The 14,971-nt window shown below is 73.5% G+C and carries 15 protein-coding genes; 1 reads left to right on the top strand and 14 read right to left on the bottom strand.

The window, feature by feature from the left end; all coding sequences use genetic code 11:
* Positions 1–30: 30 nt before the first annotated feature.
* The 14 genes from ACIPSJ_RS23310 to ACIPSJ_RS23245 all read right to left on the bottom strand — a co-directional run bounded on the left by ACIPSJ_RS23310 (position 31) and on the right by ACIPSJ_RS23245 (position 14,314).
* Positions 31–852, bottom strand: a complete 822-nt coding sequence (locus tag ACIPSJ_RS23310; protein WP_359223563.1) for a DUF1684 domain-containing protein — start codon at positions 850–852, stop codon at positions 31–33.
* A gap of 33 nt (positions 853–885) precedes the next feature.
* Positions 886–2,286, bottom strand: a complete 1,401-nt coding sequence (locus tag ACIPSJ_RS23305; RefSeq protein ID WP_401348387.1) for an NtaA/DmoA family FMN-dependent monooxygenase — start codon at positions 2,284–2,286, stop codon at positions 886–888.
* Positions 2,283–3,383 (bottom strand): LLM class flavin-dependent oxidoreductase, encoded by a 1,101-nt coding sequence (locus tag ACIPSJ_RS23300; protein ID WP_401348675.1) that lies wholly within the window; start codon positions 3,381–3,383, stop codon positions 2,283–2,285. The genes ACIPSJ_RS23305 and ACIPSJ_RS23300 overlap by 4 nt, the downstream gene beginning before the upstream one ends.
* A 142-nt stretch (positions 3,384–3,525) precedes the next feature.
* The gene (locus tag ACIPSJ_RS23295; protein ID WP_359223567.1) at positions 3,526–4,014 is read right to left on the bottom strand and encodes a carbonic anhydrase; all 489 of its coding nucleotides are present in this window, start codon (positions 4,012–4,014) and stop codon (positions 3,526–3,528) included.
* 224 nt (positions 4,015–4,238) lie between these two features.
* Complete coding sequence (gene ssuE / locus ACIPSJ_RS23290) at positions 4,239–4,796, bottom strand: NADPH-dependent FMN reductase (protein ID WP_398947688.1); 558 nt, start codon at positions 4,794–4,796, stop codon at positions 4,239–4,241.
* Positions 4,797–4,862: 66 nt separating this feature from the next.
* Positions 4,863–5,648 carry an alpha/beta hydrolase gene (locus ACIPSJ_RS23285; protein ID WP_401348385.1) on the bottom strand — a complete coding sequence of 262 codons (786 nt, stop codon included), beginning with the start codon at positions 5,646–5,648 and terminating at the stop codon, positions 4,863–4,865.
* Between the two features lie 156 nt (positions 5,649–5,804).
* The gene (locus ACIPSJ_RS23280; RefSeq protein ID WP_359223572.1) at positions 5,805–7,145 is read right to left on the bottom strand and encodes an NtaA/DmoA family FMN-dependent monooxygenase; all 1,341 of its coding nucleotides are present in this window, start codon (positions 7,143–7,145) and stop codon (positions 5,805–5,807) included.
* A 64-nt stretch (positions 7,146–7,209) separates the two neighbouring features.
* A complete protein-coding gene (locus ACIPSJ_RS23275) occupies positions 7,210–8,052 on the bottom strand; it encodes an ABC transporter ATP-binding protein (protein ID WP_401348382.1) in 843 nt (280 codons plus the stop codon).
* Positions 8,049–8,975 carry an ABC transporter ATP-binding protein gene (locus ACIPSJ_RS23270; protein ID WP_401348379.1) on the bottom strand — a complete coding sequence of 309 codons (927 nt, stop codon included), beginning with the start codon at positions 8,973–8,975 and terminating at the stop codon, positions 8,049–8,051. The genes ACIPSJ_RS23275 and ACIPSJ_RS23270 overlap by 4 nt, the downstream gene beginning before the upstream one ends.
* Positions 8,975–9,862, bottom strand: a complete 888-nt coding sequence (locus ACIPSJ_RS23265; RefSeq protein ID WP_359223578.1) for an ABC transporter permease — start codon at positions 9,860–9,862, stop codon at positions 8,975–8,977. The genes ACIPSJ_RS23270 and ACIPSJ_RS23265 overlap by 1 nt, the downstream gene beginning before the upstream one ends.
* A gap of 2 nt (positions 9,863–9,864) precedes the next feature.
* A complete protein-coding gene (locus ACIPSJ_RS23260; RefSeq protein WP_401348376.1) occupies positions 9,865–10,902 on the bottom strand; it encodes an ABC transporter permease in 1,038 nt (345 codons plus the stop codon).
* Between the two features lie 47 nt (positions 10,903–10,949).
* The gene (locus ACIPSJ_RS23255; RefSeq protein ID WP_401348373.1) at positions 10,950–12,527 is read right to left on the bottom strand and encodes an ABC transporter substrate-binding protein; all 1,578 of its coding nucleotides are present in this window, start codon (positions 12,525–12,527) and stop codon (positions 10,950–10,952) included.
* A gap of 435 nt (positions 12,528–12,962) precedes the next feature.
* Positions 12,963–13,883 carry a DsbA family protein gene (locus tag ACIPSJ_RS23250; RefSeq protein WP_401348370.1) on the bottom strand — a complete coding sequence of 307 codons (921 nt, stop codon included), beginning with the start codon at positions 13,881–13,883 and terminating at the stop codon, positions 12,963–12,965.
* Positions 13,880–14,314 carry an Rrf2 family transcriptional regulator gene (locus ACIPSJ_RS23245; protein WP_359223586.1) on the bottom strand — a complete coding sequence of 145 codons (435 nt, stop codon included), beginning with the start codon at positions 14,312–14,314 and terminating at the stop codon, positions 13,880–13,882. Before ACIPSJ_RS23245 ends, ACIPSJ_RS23250 begins: the two co-directional genes overlap by 4 nt.
* 139 nt (positions 14,315–14,453) lie before the next feature.
* On the opposite strand from ACIPSJ_RS23245, the gene ACIPSJ_RS23240 reads away from it, so the two are divergent.
* Positions 14,454–14,963, top strand: coding sequence for a cupin domain-containing protein (locus ACIPSJ_RS23240; RefSeq protein ID WP_401348366.1), 510 nt, complete (start codon positions 14,454–14,456; stop codon positions 14,961–14,963).
* Positions 14,964–14,971 lie beyond the last annotated feature (8 nt).

Below are 14,971 nucleotides of genomic sequence, written 5' to 3'. Positions count from 1 at the left end.
CTGTGGATCAAGCCCGCCGGGGCGTCCGGGTCAGGAACCGCCGCGCTCGCGGGGGATCTTCTGGCCCGCCTCGATCGCCACCGGCAGCCGGTTCTCGGCGGGCGGCAGCGGGCAGGTGGCCAGGTCCGTGTAGGCGCACGGCAGGTTCGCGGCCCGGTTGAAGTCCAGGACGACCGTGCCGTCGGCCGCGGGCGGGCCGACGGACAGGGACCGGTTGGCGGCATACGTGGTGACCCCGGAGGTCGCGTCGGTGAACAGCACCATCAGCGCGCCGGGCCCGCGTCCGGGGAACGCGGTCAGGGCCAGCTCCCGCCCGTCCAGTGCGAACTCGATCCGGCCGGGGGCGTCGTACACATGCTCAAGGCCCTCCACCGCGGCGCCCACGGTGGTCGGCCGCGGCACGTCGAAGGGGACGTAGCGGCCCGTCACGGCCCAGCGCGGGTCGGGCGCGTAGGCGGGCGTGCCGGTGAAGGCGGTCCGCAGCGGCGCCTCCGGGTGGCGGGGGCGCACGATGTCGTTGCCGCCGCGCTTGGCGACCTCGATGACGGCATCGCCCCACACCGCGTCCACCCCGCCGCGCTCGGGCAGCACACCGAAGGCGTGGGTGCCGCGCACCGGTACTCCGTCGACGAGAAGTTCCTCTCCGTCGTCGAGGGTGACGACGACCCCGTCGGGGCCGGTGTGCCAGGCGCCCGGGGCGTCCGGGAAGCGCTGCGGCCGGTCGTCGAGCCAGTGCAGGCCGGTGATGGCGAGGAAGCCGTGCGGGTCGGCCAGCCGGGCCTCCTGGGCGCGGTGCCACTCCCGCCAGTCCTCGGTGAAGTCCCGGACGTCCGTGGTGACCTCGGTCGTCATGCGTGCTCCTTCGTGGTCGGGGTCATGTGTCGTTCAGCCCGCCTGCCGCCGCTCGGGTGCGGACCGGTGGGTGAGGGGCGGGCGCAGGCCCAGGTGCTCGCGCAGCGTGGTCCCGGTGTACTCGGTGCGGTAGACGCCGCGTTCCTGCAGTTCCGGCACGAGCAGGTCGACGATGTCGTCGAGTCCGTCGGGGATCAGATACGGCGTGACGTTGAAACCGTCGAGCGCGCCGTGCCGAACGAAGCGGGCGAACTTGTCGGCCAGCCCGGACGGGGTGCCGACGTGCCCGCGCTGCGGGCCCAGCGCGATGACGGTCTCGCGCAGCGACCAGCCGTGCGCCTCCGCCTTCGCCCGCCATTCGGCGACCACCGCGCGGGAGTCGACGACGCGCCGGGCGCCGAAGGAACCGTCGTTATCGGCGACCACCGGATCCTCCTTGGGCAGCGGCCCGTCGGCGTCCCGCCCCGTCAGGTCGATGCCCCACAGCAGCCCCGCGATCCCCAGGGCCGTGGCCGGGGTGACCTGCTGGAGCCGGATCCAGCGCTTCTTCTCCTGCGCCTCCTCCTCGGTGGCGCCCAGGATGATCTCGGTACCGGGCAGGATCCGCAGGTCGTCGTCGGGCCGCCCGACCGCCCGCAGCCGCCGCCGGATGTCCTCGGCGAAGGTCAGCGCGTCGTCGAAGTCGGTGCCGTGCGCGGAGAAGATGACGTCGGCGTTGCGGGCCGCGAAGTCGCGTCCCTCGCCCGAGTCGCCGGCCTGGAAGATCACCGGGTGGCCCTGCTCGCTGCGCGGCAGCGTCGGGGCGAGGTCGACGTCGAACTGCGGTCCGCGGTGGCGTACCCGCCGTACGGCACCGGGCGCCGACCAGGCGGGTGCCTCGACGGAGGTGGCCACCGCCTGGTCGTCCCAGCCGTCCCACAGGGCGCGGGCCACGGTCAGGAACTCCTCGGCGCGCCGGTAGCGGTCGGCGTGGTCGAGGTAGCCGCCGCGCCGGAAGTTCGCGCCGGTCCAGGCGTTGTCCGTGGTCACCACGTTCCAGCCGGCCCGGCCCTCGGAGAGCAGGTCGAGGCCGGAGAGCCGGCGGGCGAGGTCGGCGGGTTCGTTGAAGGTGGAGTTGGAGGTGGAGACCAGGCCGATCCGGCGGGTGACCGCGGCCAGCGCGGCGAGCTGGGTGAGGGCGTCCGGCCGTCCGGCCACGTCGAGGTCGTGGATCCTGCCGTCGACCTCCCGCAGCCGGAGCCCCTCGCCGAGGAAGAACGCGTCGAACAGGCCCCGTTCGGCGGTCTGCGCGACCCGCCGGAAGGACGCGGGGTCGATCTGCGAACCGCTGTCGGGGGCCGACCAGATGGTCCAGTGGTTGACGCCCTGGAAGAACACCCCGAAGTGCAGCTGGGCGTGCGGCCGGGGCACGTCGAGGGGATCGGTGCGGGTCATCGGGCTTCCTCCGGGACGGCGGTGGTCGCGAAACGGTTGGCGGGGCGCTCCAGACCCAGGGTCGTGCGCAGGGCCGTGCCGGGCAGCGGGCGGGCGACGAGGCGCCGCGCGGACAGGTCCGGCAGGACGAGCCGGGAGAGCACGGGCAGGTCCTCGTCCAGCACCAGCGGACGCAGCCGTACACCGTCGACCTGACGGCTCAACTCGGCCAGCAGCGCGGCCAGTCCGTCGGCAGACCCGATGTGGCGCAGCCGCCCCCGGTCGGGCCACGGCGTGTACCGCGCCAGGTCGGCGACCCGCTCGGCGCCGGTCGCGTCCGGCGTGTCCAGCGCCACCTCGACCTCGGCGAAGACCCGGGGCGTACCGGCGGCAGCGGCGGCCCCGGCGACCGACGCGAGGTCGCGGCCCTCGACCAGGGCGACGTCCAGCAGGTCGGCCGGGACCCGGTCCGGGCGGCCCAGGACGACGAGCTGCCCCTGGGGCGGGCGCGGCACGATCGCCGGGCCCTTGACCGCGTAGGTCTCCCCGGTGAAGTCGATGTAGTGGAGCCGTTCGCGGTCGAGGTAACGGCTCGTGGCCACGGACCGGATGACCGCGTCGTCCTCCCAGGAGTCCCACAGCGCGCGGGCCACCTCCACCCCGTCCCCGGACTCCCGGGCGCGCTCCGCGGCCCCGGTGACCGGCGGCCGCCCCCAGGCACGGGCGGCCTCCGGCCCGGTCTCCTCCGTCACCACCCACCCCGCCCGGCCGGCGGAGATGTGGTCGAGCGACGCCAACTGGCTGGAGACGTGGAAGGGTTCGGCGTACGTGACCGGCAGCGCGGGCGCGATGCCGATGGTGCTCGTGGACGCCGCGGCGAAGGCGGCACGCTCCACCGCGCCGATCCGGCCCACGGGATCCGGCGCGGTCCCGGGCGGCAGCACCCCGTCGTCCAGGGTGATCAGGGTGAACCCGGCGTTCTCGGCCGTGGCGGCGAGCCGGGCCAGCCGGCGCGGGCCGAGCAACCGGTCGGGCGCGTGGGCGGCGCGGCGCCAGGCCGAGGGATGGGAGCCGTCACCGTCGAGCTCGACGGCGAGGTGCAGGGCGGGGCCGGGCAGAGGGCCGGACAAGGGGCCGGACATGGAGGTTCCTTCCGAGAACACGCGGGCACGCGGCGGCGGGGCCACGACGAGACGGCCGGCGGGCAGGACGCGACGGCAGGACGCGACGGCGGGACGTGGCGTCGGTCCGCCCGCGGGGTCAGCGGACTTCGGTCAGCTTCCCGGTGGCCACGTCGAAGACGAAGCCGCGGACGCGGTCCTTGTGCACGACGAAGGGGTCCGCCTTGATCCGGGCGATCGACTGCCGTACGTCCGCCTCCAGGTCGGTGAACGCCTCCGCGGCCCAGGGCGGACGGATCCCGGTCTCCTTCTGGATCGCGTCCTTGAACCCGTCGTCGGTGAAGGTCAGCATGCCGCAGTCGGTGTGGTGGACGAGGATGATCTCCTCGGTGCCGAGCAGCCGCTGGCTGATGGCGAGCGAGCGGATCTCGTCCTGGGTGACCACGCCGCCCGCGTTGCGGATGACGTGCGCCTCCCCGTCGTTCAGGCCGAGGAGCGCGTAGACGTTGAGCCGGGCGTCCATGCAGGCGACGACGGCGACCTGCCGGGAGGGCGGCAGCGGAAGCGGACCGGAGAAGGTCTCGGCGTAGCGGGCGTTGTTGGCCAGCAGCTCATCGGTCACGGACATGGCGGACCTCGGTTCTCTCTGGGACGGGCGGCGCGGGGGAGGTGGCGCGGAGCGGCCCCGGACGTGCCGGGGCGCGGAGCACGGTCACACGTCCCGGCGACAGAACCCGTCGAAGAGCAGAACGCGACGCGAGGGCCAGAAGCCCGTCAGCGTGGCGGTGAAGGTCGGCACCGCTCCAGTGAAGCCCGCCGGTACCCCGCTGTGCAAGAGAATGGGTGTTCGGCTCACCCCGCGGCCGCCAGCCGGGAGGTCCGTCCGCTCAGCGCCGCCGAGAACCGGTCGGTGACCTCGGCCAGCGCCGTCGCCGAGGCGGGCGCCACGGTCAGCCTGCCGTCGGGGTCCGTGGTGATGTCCTTGTCGAGCGTGAACCAGCCCGGCACGATGTGCGCGGCGCCCATCGAACTGAGCACGGGACGCAGGGCGTAGTCGATGGCCAGGACATGCGCCGTGCTGCCGCCGGTGGCCAGCGGCAGCACGGTCTTGCCGGCCAGCGCGTACTGCGGGAGCAGGTCGAGGAGGGACTTGAGGAGGCCCGAGTAGGCCGCCTTGTAGATCGGCGTGCCGATCACCACCCCCTCGGCCCGTTCGAACAGCGCGGCGGCCTCGACGACGGCCGGGTGCGCGAAGTCCGCGCCCAGCAGGGCCTGCGCGGGCAGGGTCCGCACATCGAGCGGGATCACCTCGTGGCCCTGTGCGGCCAGTCTGCGGTCCAGGTGACGCAGGAGCCGCGCGGTGCGCGAGGTGGCGGACGGGCTTCCGGAGACGGACAGGACAGTGGCCATGAGGGCGGGCCCTTCCAGGGTCGGGGCGGAGAGGTCGGGGTCAGCGGGCGGGGGTGCCGGCGGCGCTCACCACGCGCTCGACGCGACCGCGATCGCCGGGACGAGGTCGTTGCGCAGCGCCTCCAGGAAGGTGACGACCTCGGCCGCCACCGAACGGTGCTGGAGATCGTTCAGCACGTCGTGGTGGCCGCCCCGGACGACCGCGAGACGGGTCCGCGGCCAGGCCTTGACCGCCCGGTCCAGCAGCTCGCGGTCCGCGAACGGATCGGCGTCACCGGTCAACAGCAGTGCCGGTACGGCGACTTCACCCTCGTACGCCGCCGTCAGCAGCGCCTCCGGCACCGGCCCGTCGAGCGCTCCCCGGCGGAAGAGGGAGTCGTCGGTGAGCCGGGCGCGGTGCGTCGGGCACGAGGTGCGGACGTCGAGTTCCTCGTCCCAGGTGCCGCCGCCGGGGTGCGCCTCGGAGCGGCCGGGAAGGCCGGCGAGGACGACGGCGTCCGGCCGCGCGTCACCCGCTGCCTCCGGCCGGCCCAGCAGCGCGGCGATCGCCAGCGCACCGGTGTCCGCCCCGGCCAGGACGAGGGGGCGTACGGCCCCTGCGGCGCCGTCGGGCGCGGTGCCCCCGGCGGCTTCGGCGAGGGCGGCGCCGAAGCGGGCCAGGGCGGCGGGGAGGTCCTCGGCGTCGAGGTCCGGGGCGTCGACCACCCGGACCCGGTAGGCGTCGACCGCGAGGCGCCTGCCGAACCGCTCGTAGGTCGCCCGGGTCTCGCCCCGGCCCGGCACGAGGAGGACGGTGCCGCGGGTGGCCAGACCGGAGGGGGCGTGGTGGTCGGTGTACTCGGGTGTGCTCATGGGGTCACTCCGGAGGTCGGTGGTGGCGCCGCGTGCGCGGCGGGCGGCCACGGACGGGTGCTTGGGGCGGGGCGGGGCGGGGCGACGGCGTGCGCCGGGCGGGGCGGCGGCGTGTGCCCGGCGGGGGCGTTCACCGTGGGCCGGTCGCCCGGGCTCTCAGTCGTTCGCGAGCGCCCGCTCGCGGGTGTGACGGTTGACGGGGACCGGCAGGCCGAGGTTGCCGCGCAGGGTGTCGGCGGCGTACTCGGTGCGGAACAGGCCGCGCTTCTGGAGCAGCGGGACCACGCCGTCCACGAAGAGTTCGAGGTCCTCCTCGGTACGGAAGGCGAGGTTGATGCCGTCGAAGGTGCCGGCGGCGAACCAGCGCTCGACGGCGTCCGCGACGGTCTCCGGCGCGCCGACGAACGGCGAGCGGCGGAACTCGTTGGCGGACTCGGCGACCTGGCGGAGCGTCAGCCGCTCGGTACGGGCCCGCTCGACGACCTTCGCCGCGCTGGTGCGGCCGCCCTTCTCGGCGAGGTGCGCGATGTCCGGGAACGGCGCGTCCAGGTCATGTCCGCTGAAGTCGTAGGCGCCGAACGACCGGCCCAGCAGCGCCAGGTTGCGTTCGAGGTCGTTGTCCTCCTCGAAGATCTCCCGCTCCCGGCGCCGGGCCGCCTCGTCGGTGGCGGCGACGACCGGGCCGCCGTGGATGAAGATCTTGATGTGCTCGGGGTCGCGGCCGTAGGCGGCGGTACGGCGCTTGATGTCGGCGTAGTACTCCTGCGCCTGCTCCAGCGAACCGCCCGGCGCGTAGATGCCCTCGGCGACCCGCGCGGCGAGGTCCCGGCCCTCCTCGGAGACACCGGCCTGGAAGATCACCGGCTGCCCCTGCGGCGAGCGGGACAGGTTGAGCGGGCCCGCGATCCTGAAGTGCTCGCCCTCGTGGTTGAGTTCGTGCAGCTTGCCCGGGTCCAGGAACAGGTTGCGCGCGACGTCGGCCGGGAAGGCGTCGTCCTCGTAGGAGTCCCACAGCCCGCGCGCCACCTCCACGAACTCCAGGGCGCGGCCGTAACGGGTGGCGTAGTCGAGGTGTTCGTCGAGGCCGTAGTTCTTCGAGGTACCGGTGTCGAAGCTCGTGACCACGTTCCAGCCGGCCCGGCCGCCGCTGATGTGGTCCAGCGAGGCGAACCGGCGGGCCAGGTTGAAGGGCGAGTTGTAGGTCGAACTGGCCGTGCCCACCAGGCCGATGTGCCGGGTGTGGGTGGCGACCGCCGACAACAGGGTCAGCGGCTCCAGGCGGTTGAGGTAGTGCGCCGGGTAGGTGGCGTTGATGAACTGGCTGTCCACGATGAACAGGGCGTCGAACAGGGCGTGTTCGGCGGCCTGCGCCTGCCGGATGTAGTAGCCGATGTCGATGCTGGCGTTCTTCGCGATCCGGGCGTCCTTCCACAGGCCGTGCTGGCCGGGGCCGCCGACGCCGTACGGGTGCAGCGCGAGGTGGATCTTGCGGGACATGGACTGTCCTTTCCGAGGGTGCTGGGCGAGGGTGCTGGGCGAGGCGGGGGTGCTGGGAACGGCGTCAGGCGTGCAGCAGCGCGCGCAGTGCCTCGCGTTCGGCGCGGCCGGCGGGCGCGGTGCCCCGGAGCGTGGGCGCCGAGCCGACGAGCAGCCGGGTGTAGGGGTGCCGGGGGCGGGCGATGACGTCACGGGCGGTGCCCGTCTCGACCAGCTCGCCCCGGTAGAGCACCGCGATCCGGTCGGCGACGCCGGCGACGGATCCGAGGTCGTGGGAGATGAAGAGCTGGGCCACGCCCGTGTCGCGGAGTTCCTTGAGGATCTCCAGGACCTGGACGCGGTTGGCCGAGTCCAGGGCGCTCACCGGCTCGTCGAGGATGACCAGCCGGGGCCGGGTGACCAGTGCGCGGGCCACGGCGACCCGCTGGCGCTGGCCGCCGGAGAGCTCGGCGGGCAGCCGGTCCAGGAGTTCGGCGGCGAGACGCACCCGGTCGAGCAGGGCACCGGCCCGTTCGAGGGCCTCCTTGCGCGGGACACCGCGCACCAGCAGCGGCTCGGTGAGGGAGTCCGCCACGGTGAGGTCGGGGTCTAGGCTGCGCAGCGGGTCCTGGAAGACGTACTGCACGACGCCCCGGCGGCGCAGCTCGCGCCACTGCCGGCGGCCGTGCGCGGTGACGTCCTCGCCCGCGACGGCGATCGAGCCCCCGGACGGGCGCACCAGGCCGAGCACGGCCCGGGCGAGGGTCGACTTGCCCGACCCGGTCTCCCCGATGAGACCGACGGTCTCGCCGGGCGCGACCGTCAGCGACACACCGTCGAGGGCACGGCGGCGCGGGCCGTAGTCGACGTCGAGTCCGGTGACGGCGAGGACCGGTCCGTCCGCTTCCGTCTCCGTGGGGCCGCTCACGCTTCCTCCTCTGTATCGGCGAAGCTCTCCGCGCCGACGAAGTTCTCCTTCACGACGGCGTTCTCCGTGCCGAGGAACCTCTCCAGGCCGTACTGCTCGTGCTCGGCGATGAGCAGCCGGGTGTAGTCGTGCCGCGGCTCCCGCAACACCGTGTGGGTGGGCCCCTGTTCGACCACCTCGCCCCGGCGCATCACCAGCACCTCGTCGCACCACTGGGCGACCAGGGCGAGGTCGTGGGAGACCAGGGCGAGGGCGAGCCCGGTGCGCTCGCGCAGATCGGCGAGGAGGTCGAGGATCTCCGCCTGGACGGTGACGTCGAGGGCGGTGGTGGCCTCGTCGGCGATGAGGACCAGCGGGTCGGCGGCGACCGCCGTGGCGATCAGGACCCGCTGGAGCATGCCGCCGGAGAGCTCGTGCGGGTACTGGCCGTAGACCAGTTCGGGATCGCGCAGCCGGACCGCGTCCAGCAGGTCGAGCGCCCGCTGCCGGGCCTCGCGGCGCTTCACGCCGAGTTTGACCCGGACCACCTCGGCGATCTGGGCGCCGACCCGGATCGAGGGGTTCAGATAGGACGCCGGGTCCTGGAACACCGCGCTGACGGTGGTGCCCCGCAGCTCGGTCCAGCGGCGGGCGGACAGGGTCGCGATGTCGGTGCCGGCGATCTCGATCGTGCCCTCGGTCACCTCGAAGTGCGGGGGCAGGATGCCGAGCGCGGCCCGGCAGGTGAGGGTCTTGCCGCTGCCTGACTCGCCGACGATGCCGACGGTCCGGCCGGGAGCGAGGTCGAAGCTCACGCCGTGGACGATCTCGCGGCCCTGGGCCTGGTCGGTGATGCGCACCCCGCGCAGGGAGAGCACCGGGTCGGCCGCCGGTGCGGAGGCACGCGTCCCGGCGGGGACGAGGTCGCCGGACAGGGTCGTCATCACGCACCTCCTGAGGTGACGGGGCCGGCCGCGGCGGCCCGACGGGCCCGCGCCCGGCGGTCGTTGACGAGAGCGCGTCCCGCCTCGCCCGAGACGTCCCGGATCGCGTCGGCCAGCAGGTTGCAGGCCCAGACGGTGACCGTGATCAGCAGCGCGGGGGTGACCGGCGCCCACGGCCGGTGGCTGAGATAGCCGAGGTCGGAGGCGAGCAGCCCGCCCCAGGTGGGCGCCGGCGGCTGTACGCCGATGCCGAGGAAGGTCAGGCTGGAGACGATCACGAAGCCGACGCCGACGGTCTGGGCGAGGGCGACCGCGATGGGCGGCAGCACCTTGGCCCACACGTGCCGGCGCACGATCCAGCCGGTCGAGGCACCGGAGATCACCGCCGCCTCCACGTACGGGGAGCGGGTCACGGCCAGGGTCGCCGCCCGGGCCACCCGGTAGAACAGCGGGGACACCAGCACACCGGTGACCAGCATGGCCTGGGTGATGCCGTTGCCGAGCAGCGCGATCACCGCGACGGCGAACAGCAGGAACGGCAGCGCCACCAGGGTGTCGGCCAGCCGCAGCGTGATCCACTCGAAGACCCGGCCGAGCTGCACGGACAGGATGCCCGGCACGACCCCCACGACCAGTGCGGTGAGGGCGACTTCGAGGGACCCGAGCACACTGATCCGGGAGCCGTCCAGCAGCCGGCTGAGCACGTCCCGGCCGAGGTAGTCGGTGCCCAGCCAGTGCGCCCCGGAGACGGCGGCGAGCGTGTCGTCGCTGGTGGCCAGCGGATCCTGCGGGGCCAGCAGCGGCCCGAGCAGGGCGAGCAGGGCGACCAGGACGAGGACGGCGACGGCGATTCTGCCGGAGGCCAGGGACAGGACGCGGCGGACCATGCTCACACCCCCCGCTGGGCGGCCGGTGTCACCCGGGCCAGCACCAGGTTGACGATCAGGTTGAAGGTGACGACCAGGACGATCGACACCACGAGGACCCCCTGCACGGCCGGTACGTCACCGGCCTGCGCGGAGTCGTTGGCGAACCGGCCGAAACCCTGGAGCCCGAAGATCCACTCGGTGACCACGGAGGCGCCGACCAGCGCGGGGAACTTCAGGCCGAGCGTGGCCAGGGCGGGGCCGAGGCCGTTGCGCAGCACATGGCCGAAGAAGACCCGCCGGGGGCTCAGCCCCCGGACCACCGCGCCGGTCACGTAGTTCTCGCCGTACGCGGCGACCAGGCTGGTGCGCAGCTGGCGGGCGACGTCGGCGACCACGTCGAAGCTGAGCGCCACGGCCGGCAGGGTGATGTGGGCGAGCCACGGGCCGATGCCCTGCGCCGCCGGGATGTACCCGGCGGACGGGAACAGATGCAGTCCGACGGCGAAGACCGCGACCAGCACGATGCCGACGACGAACGCGGGCATCACCGAGATCACGGTGACGAAGCCGGTGATCGCCCGGTCGACCCAGGTGGTGCGGCGCAGCGCGGCGACCGTGCCGAGCACGAAGCCCGCGACCACGCCGATGACGAGGGCGAAGGTCGCCACCGACAGACTGACGCCGAGCCCCAGGCCGATCAGGGTGGAGATGTCGGCGCCGTTGACCCAGCTGGTGCCGAGCTGCCCGTGCAGGACACCGCCGAGCCAGTCCCCGTACTGGACCAGGAAGGGCCGGTCGAGCCCCCACTGGGCCTCGATCCGCGCGATCGCCTCGGGAGTCGCGTCCTCGCCCAGCTGGATGCGCGCCGGGCTGAGCCCGCTCAGCGACCGCAGCGCGAACGTCACGAAGGTCGCGACCAGGAAGACGGGCACGAAGATCGCGACGGACCGGGCGAGGGTGGCCAGGACCCGGGCCGACCCGCGCCGGACCCTGGCCGTGGCACCCCGGTGACGCGGTGCGCGCACGGCCGGGCCGGCCGGAGCTTCCGTTGCCGTCATGGTGTTGCCCCCTCTCTTGTCGGTGTTCTTCCGGCTGCGGACGCCGGTCAGTTGGCGCCGGAGACGGTCACGCCGGTCCAGTCGAGGTGGGCCGGGTTCTTCGGCAGGCCGGAGACCGACTTGCTCTTGGCGAAGAGGTTGGGCGAGGAGTAGGTGAAGACGAGCGCCTTGCTCTGCAGCCCGGCCCTGGTCGCCGCCTGGAGCACCTGGGCGTAGTCCGAGGCGTCCAGCGGGGTCTCCCGGACCTTGGCCACGGCGGCCTCGAAGCCGGCCGGCTCGTACGGCGAGCTGAGGTTCAGCGGGCCGTTCGGGCCGAAGTGCGCGGTGAGGGTCTGCAGCGCCGAGTCGCGGCCGGTGGTGCCGTACACGGAGAACGTGAGGTCCTTGGCGAAGAACGGGGTGGCCCAGTTCTTGTCGATCTTGATCGTGACGGTGATGCCGACCTTCGCCAGCTGCGACTGGACGATCTCCGCCTGCGGGTCCTCCGCCGGGATGACCAGGTTCAGCTTGATGTCCCCGGACTTGTACCCCGCCTCGGCGAGCAGCTTCTTCGACTTCGCCGGGTCGTAGGGGTAGGCGTCCGCCGACTTCGGGTCGTAGGCGATGTACCCCTTGGGGAAGGGCTGGTCGGTGGCCTCGCCGTAGCCGAACGTCAGCTTGTCCACGAACTCCTGACGGTTGACCGCGTACCGGACGGCGTCGACGACCTTGGTGTTGTCGAACGGCGCCTTGTTGATGTTCAGGCTGATGTTGGAGGCGTTGAAGCCCGGCTGGACGAAGACGTCGAGGCCGGCCTTCTTCGCCGCGTCGGCCTGACTGGGCGCGATGTCCGCGAAGTTGTAGACGCCGGTCTGGAGTCCGGAGACGACCGTCGACGCGTCGGGGGCCGAGGTCAGTTCGACGCGGTCGATGTGGATGTTCTTCGCGTCCCAGTAGTCCGGGTTCTTCTTCAGGACCACCTTCGTGCCGGGCACGAGCTGGGTGACGGTGAACGGGCCCGCGCCGACCGGGTGCTGGTCCAGCGTGTCGGGAGAGGCGGCGGCCTTCGGGCTGGCGATCTGCAGGACGCGCTCGCCGAGCAGTTGCGGGATCTGGTAGTCCACCTGGGTGAGGTGGACGACCGCGTCCAGGCCCTTGGCGTCCACCGACTTGATGGACGTCAGGTCGCCGAACAGGGCGGAGTTCTTCTGCTTCTTGGCGCGTTCGATCGCAGCCTTCACGGCGGCCGCGTCGACCGGCTCGCCGTCGCTGAACTTCAGCCCGGGGCGCAGATGGAAGGTGATCTCGTCGCCCTTCTTGTTGTAGTCCCAGCTCTTGGCCAGGTCCGGGACGGCGTTGCCCTTCTCGTCGGTGCGGGTCAACGACGCGTAGACCAGGGCGAGTTCACGGAACTGGGCGCCGCTGCCGGAGACCACCGGGTCCCAGTGGGCGGGGAAGTAGGAGGAGGCCCACTTGAGGGTGGCGGCGCTCCCGGACGCGGCGGCGCCGGTACCGCCGCAGGCGCTCAGCGAGGGCACGAGCACGGTGGCGAGCACGGCGCCGAGGGCGGTGGCACGCAGCCGGCCGGCGGGGCGGCGGGATCGGGTGGCCGGTCTGGGGCGTCGCGGGGTGAGGCGTGCGGACATGGCTGTCTCTCTGCTACGGCCCCGGTCCGCGCCGCGAGGGCACAGCCGGGGGAGGAGGAAGGGCGTCGGGCGGCGGCCCGCGACCGCACCGCGACGGGCGTGCCACGGCGGGGCCGTGACAGTGCGTCGCGGAGGCGGCGGGCGGCGCTCGGAAGACGTCGCGGCGCGAGAAGGGGGGCGCGCAGAGCGGTCGGGTCCGGCGGGGGAGAGAAAGGCCGGTACCGGTGGCTGCGGTCAGGCGCCTGCGGGGCGTGGGCAGGCGGTCAGTGACAGAGTGCGCTACAGGTGCGCCGCAGATCCACATAGCGGCACACCACACCGGGGTGGGTCGTGTGCATGCCCCACATCGTGCGGGTCGCGGGGAGTGGCTGTCAATGGACACCAATTGGTGTCTCATTGGGCGGGACGGTGCTCCTCTGCCGGTCAGGGTGCCGGTCAGGGTGCCGGTGAAGGCGCCGGCCGGGTGGCCGGATGGGTCGCGGCCTCCTCCGGGTGCAGCCACAACGGACCGCCTGCGGTGTCCACTTGGACCGCGTCCGCCGGCGGCCACGCGCCCCGCGTCAGCAGCGCGCGCTCCGGCTCGGTGAGGGTGCGGTACCGGGCCAGCGCCGCCGCCCCGGGGAGCGTCCTGACCTCCGTCGCCAGTCCCGGGCGGACGGCGTCGACAGCGGCGGCGTACGCCTCGTACGGCCGCCACCCGGGCACCGCACGGCAGCCGCCGGGCCCGCGCACCAGCAGCGTCGGCAACGCGTACCGGCGCCCGCCGTCCGGGGTCTCCTTGGCCGCGCCGGGATGCGGCGAATCGGCCCGCACGGACAGCACGTCGGGCACCGGCAGGCGCGCCTCCGCGTGGTCGGCGCGCACGGCGTCCAGTACGGCGGCGGAACCGGCGTCGGCCGCCAGCCGCCGTGCGTCGAGCCCGGGCACACCCCGGACGGCGTCCAGCGCCGAGGCCCCGGTGTCCGCGGGCTCCCCGAGCACGAACACGGTCTCCCGCAGCCGCCGCAGGACCCGGTCGGCCACCTCCGGCCCCTGGAGCTCGGCGGCTTTCGCGACCAGCGAGGACGGCCAGGAACTCGCCGCCACCCGGCTCAGCCGCACCGCCCGGGGTGCCCGGGTGTGACCGCCGATGTCCTCGACGTAGCGCGCGTACCAGGCGGTCTCGGCCGCCGGATCGGGGGCGGGGTCGTCGTCGTGGTCGAAGAGGATGCAGTACACCCGGCGCCAGCGCACCCGCCCGGCCAGCGCCGAGCGCAGCGCGCGGAAGACCGGCTCCGAACCCCAGGCCCAGGGACACAACGGATCGGTGTACTCGACCACTTCGACCGGCGGCCCGGCCCGGTGCCCGTCCGTCACGCGGCCCCCTGGGCGGCACCCCGGCCCGCCGTGTCCGCCAGCAGCAGCCCGGCGATGGTCACCCCCGACAGCACCGCCGTGGCCTCCTCCTCGATCCGCCGCCACACACCGGGCAGCCCCCCGGCGGGCCCCGGATAGTCCAGTTCGGCCAGCGGCTCGCCGCGCAGCGTGATCACCTCTCCGTCGACGGCCCGGGCGACATCCAGCAGCGTGATCTCGGCGGCGGGCCGGCCCAGCCAGTACCCGCCCTCGCAGCCGCGCTGACTGCGGACCAGTCCGGCCCGGCGCAACTCGCCCACCACGGACTTCAGGAACCGGAACGGAATGTCCTGGGAGGAGGCGACCGCCTCACAGGTCAGCGGCCGGTCGGGCTGCCGGGCGAGCTCCAGCAGGGCACGCGCCGCGTAGTCCGCCTTCGCAGAGATGTACATACCTTCATCATGCCGGAACCGCACCGCCCCGCAGCGGGTTCCGGCACGCCCGTCTCCTTCATTGCGGCAACATTGCCGCAGGTGAACCCCAAAGGACACCTCTTGACATCCTTTTCCGTCCGGTCCTAGCGTCCCCGCCATGAGCGAGCCGCTGACAACCCCCGGTGAAGGCTTCCACCCGCATCTCCACGACACCCAGGACCGCCCGGCGGCACCCCTGCGCACCCGGCTGCACCACGTCCGCGCCGACGCCCTCGACGGCGAGACCGCCCAGAGCGGCGGCATGCGCCGGTTCGCCGCGGTCAGCGGACGGACCGTCGGCTCCGAGAAACTCTGGATGGGCCAGACCCACGTCGCCCCCGCGACCGCCAGCTCCGACCACCACCACGGCGCCTCCGAGACCGCCATCTACGTGGTCAGCGGCCACCCCGAGTTCGTCTTCCTCGACGACACGGGCGACCGCCCGGAGGAGGTACGGCTGCGCACCGCACCGGGCGACTACATCTTCGTCCCCCCGTACGTCCCGCACCGCGAGGAGAACCCCGACCCCACCGACGAGGCCGTCGTCGTCATCGCCCGCAGCACCCAGGAGGCGATCGTGGTCAACCTGCCCGGGCTGTACGCGCTGCCGGCGGACGACACGGAGTGACGGACGCC

The sequence above is a fragment of the Streptomyces sp. NPDC090088 genome (assembly GCF_044747345.1).
GTDB lineage: Bacteria > Actinomycetota > Actinomycetes > Streptomycetales > Streptomycetaceae > Streptomyces.
The sequence above is the reverse complement of the archived record's forward strand: the minus strand, read 5'-3'. Positions and strand labels throughout refer to the sequence as shown.

Coding starts and splice junctions, on each gene's coding strand:
- ACIPSJ_RS23285 (WP_401348385.1), bottom strand. CDS start 5,648: ATGAGCACACCCGAGTACACCGACCACCACGCCCCCTCCGGTCTGGCC.
- ACIPSJ_RS23280 (WP_359223572.1), bottom strand. CDS start 7,145: ATGTCCCGCAAGATCCACCTCGCGCTGCACCCGTACGGCGTCGGCGGC.
- ACIPSJ_RS23310 (WP_359223563.1), bottom strand. CDS start 852: ATGACGACCGAGGTCACCACGGACGTCCGGGACTTCACCGAGGACTGG.
- ACIPSJ_RS23305 (WP_401348387.1), bottom strand. CDS start 2,286: ATGACCCGCACCGATCCCCTCGACGTGCCCCGGCCGCACGCCCAGCTG.
- ACIPSJ_RS23295 (WP_359223567.1), bottom strand. CDS start 4,014: ATGTCCGTGACCGATGAGCTGCTGGCCAACAACGCCCGCTACGCCGAG.
- ssuE (WP_398947688.1), bottom strand. CDS start 4,796: ATGGCCACTGTCCTGTCCGTCTCCGGAAGCCCGTCCGCCACCTCGCGC.
- ACIPSJ_RS23270 (WP_401348379.1), bottom strand. CDS start 8,975: ATGACGACCCTGTCCGGCGACCTCGTCCCCGCCGGGACGCGTGCCTCC.
- ACIPSJ_RS23240 (WP_401348366.1), top strand. CDS start 14,454: ATGAGCGAGCCGCTGACAACCCCCGGTGAAGGCTTCCACCCGCATCTC.
- ACIPSJ_RS23265 (WP_359223578.1), bottom strand. CDS start 9,862: ATGGTCCGCCGCGTCCTGTCCCTGGCCTCCGGCAGAATCGCCGTCGCC.
- ACIPSJ_RS23255 (WP_401348373.1), bottom strand. CDS start 12,527: ATGTCCGCACGCCTCACCCCGCGACGCCCCAGACCGGCCACCCGATCC.
- ACIPSJ_RS23245 (WP_359223586.1), bottom strand. CDS start 14,314: ATGTACATCTCTGCGAAGGCGGACTACGCGGCGCGTGCCCTGCTGGAG.
- ACIPSJ_RS23260 (WP_401348376.1), bottom strand. CDS start 10,902: ATGACGGCAACGGAAGCTCCGGCCGGCCCGGCCGTGCGCGCACCGCGT.